We start from the raw sequence: 13,187 nt of genomic DNA on the forward strand, positions 1-13,187 counted from the left end.
ATAGGTTTATTTTACAGAACTGGGAGTTCCCGCCTTTTCACCAATAACCACTTCATTAAACTCGACATTCTTGGTATTAGTGAGCGTTAATCCGTTTTTAGCTGATTTGATCGTGATTGAATCAAGCAAAACATTTTCTACCTTACTGCCTTTAAAACCTTCTATTACAATGCCCGTATTGCTAACACTTTCACAGGTAACATTTGAAATTGTAATATCAGATATTTTTGAAGGATATGAGCCACTACCTTCTCCATGATAATTGGCGGTCATAAATAGTGCATCTTCCACTTGACCCAATTGTAGATCATTGATAAATATATCTTTGATATACCCCCCACGATCAGAATTGGTCTTGAAATAAATACCCCGCTTTAGGTAACCACTCGCTTGATTGTTCTCTACAAATACATTTCTTACCCCGGCCGACATTTCACTACCGATTACCAAGGCATGCAAACCTTTGAACCTATTATTTCTAATGATGATATTTTCAGAAGGTGTTTTTGCGTTCGACCTGCCTTCGTGGTCTCGCCCTGCCTTAATGGCTATATTATCATCGGCATTATTAAAATCGACATTCTCAATAAGTACATCACTAGAGTATTCTAGATCAATACCATCATTGTTCTTATTATGTGCATCATAAGAAATAGCCCTTATGGTAATATTATTCGAACGCAAGAGATGTACACACCAAAAGGGCGAATCTTCGAAACGAACACCTTCTAACAAAATATTCTTGCAGTCAAAGAACTGAACCAATTGGGGCCTTAAAAAATGACCTTCACCAAACTTTCTTTCTGTTATGGGCTTTCCCGAATGGTTAAATTCTCTACTTAATAGTTTATCAGCGTTTTCCTTTGGCTTCCATTCTGCCCATGTTTTGTGACCCTCTCCATCAATTACGCCTTCCCCAGTAATAGAAATATTGCTTTTGCCCCTCGCATATACCAAAGGACTGTAATTATAAAGAATAGTGCCCTCCCAACTAGTTTTCACCATAGGTAAATAATCTTCAGGGTTATCGCCAAATCTTATATTAGCCCCCTTTTCTAAATGTAAATTGAGGTTGCTTATTAAATGTATAGGGCCGTTTACCATATATGTACCCGATGGTACTACAAGGGTGCCCCCATTCTTCTTGTTCAAATGTTTTAATGCCTTATCAAAAGCTCGTTTACAATCTGTGAGCGAATCGCCTTTAGCACCAAACTGGGTAATTGACACCGAATAATCGGGAATTTCCGGTAATGAAATCCGACGTTCTATTTCAGAGATTATCGAATCTTCATCTACATTTATTTGTGAGTTTGATTGCTTTGGAAAAGCAATCAGAAAACCTATTAACAAAAAAGTCAAATACCTCATAAACCAATCAATTTAGACAAAGGCAGTTCAAACGACTTAATCTCTTTAACCGCCAATTCAGCGACCAACAAAGCTCCCTTTTTAGAAAGGTGGGTGTTATCTTGTATACCTTCTGGATAATAAGGGTGCTCACCCTCTTCGAAATGCAAATGCAACTTCTTGGATGCCTCAGGCCCATATGAAGTTTCAAGAATCTCTGTCAAATATTCTAAATCGACCAAGGGCACGTCGTACTCTTTGGCCACCATTCTGGTCACAACAGGGTAATCGCCATGGGTATCGACAAGAGTGCCAAATTCATTAAAGTTTCTGCGGACTATCGATGTAAAAAGAATCGCGGTGGCACCTTTCGCTCTGGTCTCCTTTACAAAACGAATTAAATTATGCCTGTATGTTGTATGGGGATTGGTAAATCTACTGGAATCTTTAAATTTTTGATCATTATGGCCGAATTGTATGAATACATAGTCTCCCGCTTTCAGGGAAGTATGTACAGAATCCCATCTTTTTTCGGAAATGAAACTTTTGGAGCTCCTCCCGTTCTTGGCCCTATTATCTATTTTGACCTTTTCGGTAAAAAAGTGGGCTAGCACTTGCGCCCACCCGTGCTCAGGGTTCTTTTCAGGCTCTTTTTTATCTGACATCGTCGAATCGCCAATGCAATAAATGGTGGTGTCTTGAGCTATGGTTGGCCAAGCCCCAAGCAACATTAAAAGCAGAACGATTTGAATTTTCATTTTACTCGAATTTAGAATACCATGGGTCACCAACATCTTTTCTATCATTCAATATATTTTTTTTAATATAATCCCTAGCTTGATTTTCACTTAACTGATGCGACCACTCGACACGACTTTTTGGTCTGAAACCAGGGCCCGAACCTTTATATTCAGCATAATACGATTGTTTTTCAGCTTCTTGGTTCGACCAATTATCCCACCCCGAGGGAACAATATGTTCTCCCATATGACATTCGATGAAAACTGTTTTAGCATAGGTTCGCCAAGGTCTTCCTAAAAACACAGAATCTACACCTTCCGCAGCGGTCAACTTACAGTTTTTAAGAACGTATCCGAACTCTTCATTTTGAGGTGTCGAAGCCGCTGTGATATAAGAATTTGATTTACTATGAAGAGTACAATCTTGAAAAAGAGCGGTCGCCTGACCGAAAATAAAATCGGTTGTTCCCTCAATATAGCAGTTTTTGTAAAACTGTTTGAAGCCTTCTCCCGTCACATAGAGCGTATCTTGATTTCCTGTAATGTTACAATTCTCGACAAAAATTCGGTTGGCATTTACTGCCAGAGCTACAGCTTGGCCAACTTCGCCCGCAGTATTCTCAATGGTTAGGTTGGCAGCATAAAAATCATTCCCTTGAACCAATAAAGTGGGCGTGTGAAAAGTACTGTTGCGACCAACACCTAGCTTGTCAAAATAGTCATTATAGGTAATAATTGTCTTCTCTCGGTCTTCCCCAATGATACTCATTCTATTGTTCCATTCGTAAACTTCAATTTTTTCTTTGTAAACACCATTACGCACCTTAATAGTAACCCTTTTATCAGGAAAACCCTTGGCACTATTGATTGCCTCTTGAATAGATGTAAAATCACCTGATCCGTCTAGGGCAACCGTCATATTATAAATGTCAATCTTTTTGGTCGATTGTTCTTGCCCATGAACCACAGAGCTGAATACCAGAAATACACAAAGAAGAGATTGAAAAGTAAACTTCATTTTATACCAATGATTTAGCTTTTTCAATCATTAATCTCAGCTCCTCGATTTCTGCTTCTGTGGGCATTTCTAACGGTGCCCGTACATTACCTGCAGGTTTACCGATTAAATTGGCTCCGGCTTTGATCAGGCTAACCGCATAACCTGATTTTTTACTACGCAATCTGATAAAGGGGATAAAAAAAGTGGTCAAAATTTCTTTTACCTTGTTGTGGTCACCTGCTCTAAGGGCCTTATAGTAAGATAGCGCCATTTCAGGAACAAAATTGAATACCGCTGAAGAATAGGTGTTCACCCCAATCGACAGATAGGCCTCCGAAATTATTTCTGCAGTAGGCACCCCTCCAATATAGGTAAGGCGATCACCTACCGTTTTTATCGTATCATTTAAGTCTTGCATGTTGCCCGTACCGTCTTTTAAACCTATAAAATTCGGACATTCACTCGCCAATTTTGCAACGGCTTTGCTAGATAGAATTCCATTCGCCCTATTATAATAAACCACGGGCAACTTTGTATTTTGCATTATGGTCTTTGCATAAGTAATCAGCCCATCTTCAGGGCATCCGGTCAAATAGGGAGGCATCAAAAGAAGACCGTCGATACCAGCTTCTTCAGCTATTTTAGCAAATTCTATGGCTTCAGGAATACTTCTGCCCACACTTGATAGCACAGGTACCTTACCGTTTACTTCACTTGCTGCTATGGTTACAATCTCTTTGTATTCCTCTTTGGATAAGGAAAAAAACTCCCCTGTTCCGCCGGCCACAAAAACAGCGGACACGTCATACTGAACGAACCACTTGATTCTGTCGGTATAGCTTGGGGCATCAAATTCTCCCTTATCATTCATATCAGTGATGGGAAAAGACAACAGTCCGTCTCCCAAGGCACTCTTTACTTTTTCAAAATCCATATTCTCAGTATTATTTTTATTAGGTTAACGGACCGGGATTGAACAGCACCAAATCATTATGTATGCCCAGTTGGTCACAAGCCACCATTTTTTTTCCACTGGCCACATCTAAAATGAACTGGAACAATTGCCAACCCAATTCTTCTATAGTGGCATCGCCCGTAGCTACTTTACCTGCATCAAAATCAATAAGATCATACCATCTTTCACTTAGCTCGGTATTCGAACCTACCTTTACTACCGGGACCATTGAAAGCCCATAAGGGGTACCCCGACCGGTCATAAAAACATGCATATTCATACCCGCGGCCAATTGTAAAGTTCCGCAGACAAAATCTCCCGCAGGGGTAGCGGCAAAATTTAAGCCTTTGTTCTCTATACGCCCTCCGGGAGGAATCACCCCGACAATAGGGCTAGTGCCTGATTTGGCTATGGAACCCAACGATTTTTCTACAATGGTACTCAACCCTCCCCTTTTGTTACCTGGTGTTGTATTCGCACTACGATCTGCATGACCGGCATTCAAATAATCATCGTACCATTTCATTTCGTTCAAAAGTGAGCGACTCACCTCTGTATGAGTAGTTCTAGGAACCAATAAATGAACAGCATCACGTACCTCGGTAACCTCAGAAAACATGACGCTACCCCCTGCCCTGACAATTAAATCGGAAGCAAAGCCCGCTACAGGGTTCGCGGTAAGACCCGAAAAAGCATCACTACCGCCGCATTGCATGCCCACGACCAAATCAGAGGCAGGGCGGGTGACCCGCTTTCGGGCATTCAATTTTTTAAGATGTTTTTCGGCCAAGGCTATCGCACCTTCGACCATTTCCATAAATCCGTAGAATTTTTTATCCTGCATGTAGATAATATCGTTCTCACTGTTGTCTTTCTGTATTTCAGGAAGAAGCGTCTCCGGTCGAAGCTTTTCACAACCCAAACCGATGACCATTACTTCACCGCCGAAGTTTGGATTTTTGGCAATATTCTGTATCGTTCGAATCGGTATGATGGCTGCCGGTGCGTCAATCGCCACTCCGCACCCATAAGAATGTGTTAGCCCGACAACGTCATCGACATTTGGATATTTTGGAAGGAGCTCTTTCTGAATCTTTCGGACTACATACTCCACTAGCCCTGCCACGCATTGAACACTAGTAGTTATGCCAAGTACATTCTTGGTACCTACAGAGCCATCGTCGTTTAAGAAGCCCTCAAAAGTATAACCGGTAAGTTCTTCTTGCTCTTCAAAAGTGTTTTCTGTAATCGAAATTAAATCAAGTGACGGTGGTTCAGGCAGACTAATATTCAGCTCGTTCACCCATTGGCCTTTTTTTAAGTCTTGGGCCGCATATGCTATGGTCTGCCCATATCTTGTGATAGCATCTCCTTTGTTTATGTCTTGTAGAGCCACCTTATGGCCCATAGGTACATTTTCGACCAAAGTTGGGCCGTCATTAATTATAGAATCCTTCTTTAACCCTTGGGAATCGACAACGATGCCGACATTGTCAATTGCTGATGATTTGATTAAGATGTTTCCCTTTTCGGCCATTTAGACAAAAGGTAAGAGTTTTGACAATAACATGACCGCGATTAGACCAGAAAAGCCCATAACCAAAAGCAAAAAGGAAAAGTATCGTATGGTCTCTTTTTCTTCCATACCGCTCATTTTGGTGATGATCCAAAATGCACTGTCGTTCATCCAAGCGAAAACTTTCGACCCACAGCCTATAGCCAAGGCAATGTAAACGGGGTGAAATGCCAAATCTGCTTGGGCCAAACCGCCAATTACACCAATAGCGGTAACCATAGCTACAGTGGCCGAACCCTGTGCAGTTCGAACACCTGCGGAAATGAAAAATGCCAAAGGCAGTACTGCCATTTGATAATTGGCCGCCAGCTCACCGACTCGTATGCCAATACCGGTCTGTTGGAGCATTTGCCCGAAGGCACCTCCGCACGAGGTAATCAAAATAATCATGCCAGCACTGCTCAATGCCTCGAAAATAAATTTTTTGAACAGGTCGATATCTTTTAATCGTTTCCACAATACGTACATTACGATCAGGGTTGATATCAACAAGGCAATATTGGCATCACCCAAAGTGGAAAAGAGATTTGCTATTGTACGTTGAACATCGCTTGCATTGTCTCCGGCAGCCTCCAAGGCCATTTTCGAAAAGGTATTACCGGTAATCAAGATAATGGGAAGAACAACAGGTAATGACGAGAGCCATAATGAAGGGAGTTCTTCTTGCTTTTTTTCAGAAAATTGCTTTAAGTCATTAATGGTTATGTCGGGGGTATCGCGCATGGGCAGATCCCACTTTCTATTGGCCCAAAGGGCATAAAAATATCCACAGACTACAGTAATGGCACCCACACAGAGTCCGCCAATAATCATGGCACCCAAATCAATTCCCATTTCCTCGGCCACAAAAAGAGGACCAGGCGTGGGCGGAATCAAAGAATGCGCCATAACCCCACCAGCTATAATAGTCATCAGGTAGAGGCCAAACTGCTTTGAACTTCTAACGCCCACCGATTTGACCAAAGGAATCATCAAATAAAAGACCGTATCAAAAAATACGGGAATCGCCAGTGTAAAGCTGCCAGTGAGTAGTGCGATTGACGTGTTTTTTTTGCCGAAAAGCTTTAGAAGTGCCCTAATTATACGCTCCGCCCCGCCACTTCTCATGAGCGCAGTGCCAATAATCGAGGCCAAAGCAATAAGAATACCTATTTTACCACTTGTATTACCAAAAGCTGCCGCCAACCTCTTGCCCAAACTCATATTGACCAAAACTTGAGTCTCTTTTTCGCCCATACCCTGACTGCCCGCAAAGGCCATTACCTGTTCAGGGGATGTCAAAAAAGCGGTGACCAAGGCGGCCAATAGTAAAGAGACCGCAGCGTGTAGCTTTAACTTTATAATACAGAACAAAACCGTTGCCGTACCTATCAGAATTATATACAACGGATCAATCATATTCGAATCTGAATTTTAACGGTCAAGCGCTAAGGAAGCCATCATAAAAGGACCGGTACCCTTAGGGTCGTTCGATCGTATAATTTCGTTCACATAATAGTCAAAAGAACCGTCTCTATAAGGATCACCACCAAGACCGGCCACCCCGCAACAACGGTTCAGGTTTACTACCCCGTTGTCTTCAACACTTATGAATTCCGTCAAAATACCTTCATAACTTTTCTTTGCATGTTGCATAAATTTTTCGGGCAAATAGCCTTTATTTACTCCCTTTGCCAAGGTATAGGTAAACATACAGGTGCCTGTTGCCTCTAAATAATTGCCCTCACGATCGGGCAAATCAAGAACTTGATACCAAGTTCCTGTATCGTCTTGATATTTAATGATGGCCTCGGCATATTGATTGAGATAGCCCTTGATTCTTTCCTTTCCTGGATGGTCGTCGGGAAGCAGTTCTATAATATCAACCAAAGCCATTCCGTACCAACCCATGCCCCGCGACCAAAAATGTTCAGAGAGACCTGTTTCTTTATTCGCCCAGCGCTGTTCTTTGCTTTCATCCCATCCGTGAAAATAGAGTCCGGTCTCAGGGTCTCTACTGTGCTTTTCAATAAGATCGAATTGTAGTACAATCTTGTCTATGGTTGTTTTGGCCTCATCATCGTCCATAAAATGGGTGGCATACTTTGCATGAAAAGGTTCAGCCATATAGAGACCATCTAACCACATTTGGTGAGGATATCTTTTTTTATGCCAATATCCACCTTCAGAAACCACTGGTTGATCAACCAACTGTTGATGAAGGGTATCCATAGCCATTTTAAACCTAGGCTCTTCCTTTTTCTGATTCAGGTAAAAAAGCACATCACCTGATTTGATCATATCAAGATTATAATTGCTCAACTTATAGGTATTGATAGTACCATCTTCCTTTACCATTCTATTGGCATAATCATAAATGTAATCTGAAATTTTATCATTGGGCGTACTCTCGACTACCCTAGACATGGCCTGCAACACTAAACCGTTAGTATAACTCCAGCGTGACTTTTCTTGAAAATCAAGAAGTGTCGGGTCAGGAAATCTATGAATTTCCGAAAGCGCCATTCGCTCTGACCATTTTAAATCTTCTGCAACTATTTTTTCTACCGATTTATCGGATTGAGCCTCTTTCTTTTCGCTTTTGCAATTGACCAGTGAAACAGAGATTACCATTAGTGATAAAATTGAAACTAAAGTTCTTGTTCGTCTTTTCATCGTATAAGGTTTAGTCGTTAGAAATAATTTATTATTCAGGAGTTCGAGCAAGTTCATTCAAGCGATCATCAATATAATTTATGAACTCTTCTTTCGATTTTAGTCCGTCTTTTTCTTTCTCCCAAGCAGCGGCAAAATAATAGGTGACGGGGTCTTCAGAGGGTTTGAAAACCAATAAATGATCATGTTCGGATTCTGCTACCTTATCAACCCTATCCGTTTTGTAGAATATGACCATACCCAAGTTATCGGGCACCAAGGTTTGTTCGCCATACGTGGCCAAATAGCCCCAATCACCATTCTCGCTTTGTTTTTCGATCAATTCTATTTCGTCGAATTTGACTATACCGGTACATAGACCCTCTATAGCCTTTGAAGGACTTAATGTGGCTTTGGTCATTCTTGAATCAGGTTCTATAAAAAGGTCTGTTTTTAAATCTAAAGTCTCATCGAAGGCCGTCCATCCTAAATAATTAATAGTAACTCCGGAACCTTGTTCAGAGTTTCGAATTCGAACATCTCTTGACTCCACTTCTTTAAAATGTTCGACATTTTTATCTCCGTCAAATCTTCCGTAAGAACCAATTCCCAATGAGCTACCAGCTTTCAAAACATCCATGCCCCATGCACTATCTTCGTGATAAGAGTCATAATTGTCGACACCTACTTTAGACAGCACCATGGTATCAACCTTCTTGCCGAAGACATCAATGGCATTTCGCCAATCGAAATAAATACGGTAACCCACTTTGTTACTTTCCCAGCCAGGACCTTCATAACGCACATAGTACGAATGATCGGTAAGGCTATCTGGAGCTTTAAGGTAATCGACATTCTTGAATGTCAGGTTTTCGCCTATGTACTTGGTGCCTTCCCACTGCCCCCCTTCTTTTATTGATATTTCGGCATAGGTTTTTTGAGTAGTCGGTTTGCTTTCAACAACTTGGTCCAATTTTTCTTCCTTCGACTTTTCTTTACAGCAGACACCTAATAAGCTTACTAATACTACCAATAAAAGTTTTTGGTTCATGACCATATAAATATGTTTTTAGGTTATAGTTAAAAGATACTATAAATTCATTTAGACATTTTGGTTTAAAAAAGGGTTTGATAGAATTTCTTCTCCCAAACCCTCAAACTAAACTAACTTAAAGAAACTATTTTTATTCTTACTCTGGCATCAAATTCAATTTGACCAACTGTTATTTCGCACCCAATATTTTATTCATCCATATAAAGAAAAAGCGACTTTTTCTAATGCAATCGATTACAAACATATTGAAATATTTTTAATTCTATTGAAATAAATCTTTAAAAATTAAGGGATTTTACATTTAGAGATCTTTTTTACGCTTTTTTAGCAATTTAATGAGGATTCTATTTCACATAAGAAGTGCTAAAGAAATATAAATACTTACTGAAAATCGTGCACGAGACTCTTTTGTCGCCCAAATAAATTATTCAAATCACGATGCATTGATAAATACTCCAATGACCTCCTTAAAAAACACAGGATTAAAAAAAATTATGTTAAGTAATTGTGAATACCATAATTTTTATATATTTGATGCAATCGATTACATTCAACTATTATTAAACTACCAATCTTATGAGGATTTCATTAATGCGTGCATTTGTGTTAATTAACACATTATTAATTAGTACATTAGCTTTCTCTCAAGAGAAAGTTATTTCAGGCACTATATCAGATGAGGCGGGTGTGCCATTGGCCGGAGTTTCCGTAATCTTAAAGGGAACTACGACCGGTACTGCATCAGATTTTGACGGCAACTTTACGCTTTCTGCCCAAACCGATGATGTTTTGACTTTTAGCTATATCGGGTATAAACCCCAAGAAATTGTCGTAGGCCAACAGACCGACTTTAATATTACCATGACCGAGGATGCCAGCTTACTCGACGAGGTGGTGGTAGTAGGCTATGGTACATCGACAAGAAGAGATGTCACCGGTTCCATCGCTTCAGTTTCCGGATCTGAAATTGCTGGAGTTCCAGTGCCTGATGCGGCTCAAGCACTACAAGGTAAATTGGCCGGTGTTCAAATTACCACACAAGATGGTAGACCTGGAGCAGATGTGAACATTAGGGTAAGAGGCGGCGGATCTATATCACAAAGCAACCAACCATTATTTATCGTTGACGGCTTTCCCGTTAGTACTATCAGTAACATTCCCGGTAATCAAATTAAAAGCATTGATGTGCTCAAAGATGCCTCTTCGACGGCAATTTATGGTGCAAGGGGTGCCAATGGGGTAATTATAGTAACCACAAAAGGCGGCAAAATCGGCAAGACAACAGTTTCTTACGACGGTTATACGCAATACAGCTACATACCAGAGTATATACCTGTAATGGATGGCTATGATTATATTCAGTTCAACTGGGCTTACGGAAAAGCTATTGGCGACCAGTATTCCGACGCTTGGGAGCGATTATGGAAAATCGGACAGTTTGAAGGAAGCAACACATCAGGAATCGATTACTATCGAAACGTAGAAAGCCGAGATTTTACCAAAGAGTTATACAACTCCGCTATTTCGCAAAACCATAATGTAAATATCTCGAGTGGCACTGAAAATACAAGATATCTATTATCACTCAATCATATCGATCAAGAAGGCAACAAAGTTAGGTCGTACTACAAAAGAACCAACCTGCAGCTAAAGCTCGATCAAAAAATAAACGATAAGCTCGATCTTTCATTGAACGCCCGTTTCGTTCAAGAAAGCGAAGGTAATAACGATGGCAACCATAATGCTTATTGGTTCAGACCTATCAACACATCTGATATTTTAGGTGATTCCGATATTACGAGCAATACCCAATTGGGCGACTACAATTCAGTTCTTCAAGATTCCTATAATCCTGTTTCTCTTTTAAATGACACCGAGAATCAAGATATATCAAGGTCTTTGGTGCTTAACACGGCACTGTCATGGGAAATCTTTAATGGGTTAACGGCAAAGGCAGATCTTGGGCTTAGTTCTAATTGGGGTAAACTCAAGACATGGACGGGCCCATACGTAAATAACTATTTTACTCCCGATGGTGTTCAGACCGACGGGGGCAATGCTCGGGTCAGAGCCAGTGAAGGCTGGAACTTACGCTTGGTAAACACCTTGAATTATGAAGTTCAAGGACTGGGAGACAACCACAGTTTGAGCATTCTCGCAGGTATGGAAGTAGCTGATAGTGGTTCTGAATATGTTGAAGCAACTGGAGTTAGGTATCCATCGGCCTATGACTCTGAAAGGGCGTGGGCAAACATGCGTGATTCCAATAGTGATTTTCCTGATTTAAACTTTTATACAACTTATGTTTCTCCCGCAAACCGACTACAATCGTACTTTGGTCGTGCCAACTACTCCTTTATGGATCGATATTTGTTGACGGCTACCTTTAGAGCCGATGGCTCTTCTAGATTTGCGCCAAGCAATCGTTGGGGTTATTTTCCTGCAGCTGCCTTTGCATGGCGTATTTCTGAAGAATCATTTCTTCAGAATGCCTCATGGTTAGATGATTTAAAGCTGCGCTTATCTTATGGCTCAGTTGGTAGCGATGCCATAAGTGCAGAATTATGGAAGCAGAGTTGGGCGTCAACTACGGGAACTTATTCGATTAACGAAGCCCTACAACCACAATACAGGCCCGCATCTAGCCTGATAGCCAACCCAAATTTAAAGTGGGAAACTACCATAACTAGAAATATCGGTCTAGATTTTACGCTGTTCAATTCAAAGCTATCCGGAACCGTAGAGGTTTATAAAAATACGGTTGAAGATCTACTCCTTGTAACTCCGGTATCAGACCTTACGGGTTTTCAATTTACGCAAGACAATATTGGTTCGACTAGTAATAAGGGTATCGAAATTTCATTCAGTGGAAGTCTAGTAAGCACCGATAATTTCAATTTGAACGGAAGCATTAATTTCAACCTCAATCGTGGCAACGTCGATGAACTTGATGAAGGTATCAATGGTGAATATAAATCAAATTTTGGCGGAGTACGTCATGCCCCCGGGTCAGGTGATTACTTTCTTACCGTTGGCGAACCCGTAGGTTTATATAGAGGCTGGGAACATGATGGGTGGTATACTACCGACGATTTCAACTACGACCCAAGCACAGAAATTTATACCCTTAAAGAAGGTGTGCCAGATTATGCCAGTGGTCTTTTACCTAACATTTACGGAACATTTAGTAACAAGCCTGGAGAGCAGACAGCTTACCCAGGCGTACAGAAAGTTAAAGATAGTAACGGCGATGGTATAGTCGACGAAGAAGATCTTGGTGTTATTGGTAATGCCAACCCCGTTCACACCGGAGGCTTTAGCTTGACGGGTAATTACAAAGCCTTTGATTTTGGCCTGAATTTCGTGTGGAGTTACGGCAATGACATATACAACGCTACTCATGTGGAGGCCTATTTGGGCAATAAAGAAGCCGGATTATTCAGAAACAGATTTCAAGAATTAGCGGGTCATTATAAAATCTACGATGTAATCGATGGGCAATTAACGAAAGTTGTAGAACCTGCCGCACTGGATGCCCTAAACACCAATGCGACCACCTTTTTACCTTATCCAGAAAGTAGTATCAATACAACTTTCGGAATCGAAGACGGGTCATTTCTGAGACTGAACACCCTAACTTTAGGCTATACCATTCCTGAGTCGAACAGAATTGGCCTTAACAAACTTCGAATTTATGGTTCCGTATTTAATGTATTCACCTTAACTAATTATAGTGGGTTTGATCCTGAAATCAATGTAGACCCCAATCCAGATCCAGATGATGGTAGATTCTACCCTACTCCAGGTCTAGATTACGCATCATACCCGAGACCTAGAACCTTTACTTTAGGAGTTAATATCGAATTTTAAAATTTAAT

The 13,187-nt window shown here is 40.8% G+C and carries 9 protein-coding genes; 1 reads left to right on the forward strand and 8 read right to left on the reverse strand.

The features are described from left to right. Nucleotides 1-6: 6 nt before the first annotated feature. From IV512_RS09645 to IV512_RS09680, 8 genes are read right to left on the reverse strand one after another with little or no spacing between them, the layout of a single operon-like run. A complete protein-coding gene (locus tag IV512_RS09645) occupies nt 7-1,371 on the reverse strand; it encodes a glycoside hydrolase family 28 protein (RefSeq protein ID WP_209402768.1) in 1,365 nt (454 codons plus the stop codon). After that, nucleotides 1,368-2,156: a rhamnogalacturonan acetylesterase gene (locus tag IV512_RS09650; protein WP_371743281.1), complete on the reverse strand. Its 789-nt coding sequence runs from the start codon at nt 2,154-2,156 to the stop codon at nt 1,368-1,370. The genes IV512_RS09645 and IV512_RS09650 overlap by 4 nt, the downstream gene beginning before the upstream one ends. Beyond that, nucleotides 2,110-3,108 (reverse strand): pectinesterase family protein, encoded by a 999-nt coding sequence (locus IV512_RS09655; RefSeq protein ID WP_209402772.1) that lies wholly within the window; start codon nt 3,106-3,108, stop codon nt 2,110-2,112. The genes IV512_RS09650 and IV512_RS09655 overlap by 47 nt, the downstream gene beginning before the upstream one ends. Before the next feature lies 1 nt (nt 3,109). Continuing rightward, on the reverse strand, nt 3,110-4,024 hold the full coding sequence (kdgD, locus tag IV512_RS09660) for a 5-dehydro-4-deoxyglucarate dehydratase (protein WP_209402774.1): 915 nt from the start codon (nt 4,022-4,024) through the stop codon (nt 3,110-3,112). Nucleotides 4,025-4,043: 19 nt separating this feature from the next. Then, on the reverse strand, nt 4,044-5,582 hold the full coding sequence (gene garD, locus IV512_RS09665) for a galactarate dehydratase (protein ID WP_209402776.1): 1,539 nt from the start codon (nt 5,580-5,582) through the stop codon (nt 4,044-4,046). Further along, complete coding sequence (locus IV512_RS09670) at nt 5,583-7,019, reverse strand: GntP family permease (RefSeq protein WP_209402778.1); 1,437 nt, start codon at nt 7,017-7,019, stop codon at nt 5,583-5,585. 15 nt (nt 7,020-7,034) lie between these two features. Then, nucleotides 7,035-8,276, reverse strand: coding sequence for a glycoside hydrolase family 105 protein (locus IV512_RS09675; protein ID WP_209402780.1), 1,242 nt, complete (start codon nt 8,274-8,276; stop codon nt 7,035-7,037). 31 nt (nt 8,277-8,307) lie between these two features. Beyond that, nucleotides 8,308-9,306 carry a DUF4861 family protein gene (locus IV512_RS09680; protein WP_209402781.1) on the reverse strand — a complete coding sequence of 333 codons (999 nt, stop codon included), beginning with the start codon at nt 9,304-9,306 and terminating at the stop codon, nt 8,308-8,310. Nucleotides 9,307-9,885: 579 nt separating this feature from the next. Here IV512_RS09680 and IV512_RS09685 point away from each other — a divergent pair. Further along, on the forward strand, nt 9,886-13,179 hold the full coding sequence (locus IV512_RS09685; RefSeq protein WP_209402784.1) for a TonB-dependent receptor: 3,294 nt from the start codon (nt 9,886-9,888) through the stop codon (nt 13,177-13,179). Nucleotides 13,180-13,187 lie beyond the last annotated feature (8 nt).

Origin of the sequence: Pseudozobellia sp. WGM2 (assembly GCF_017810075.1) — a bacterium.
GTDB lineage: Bacteria > Bacteroidota > Bacteroidia > Flavobacteriales > Flavobacteriaceae > JADNYK01.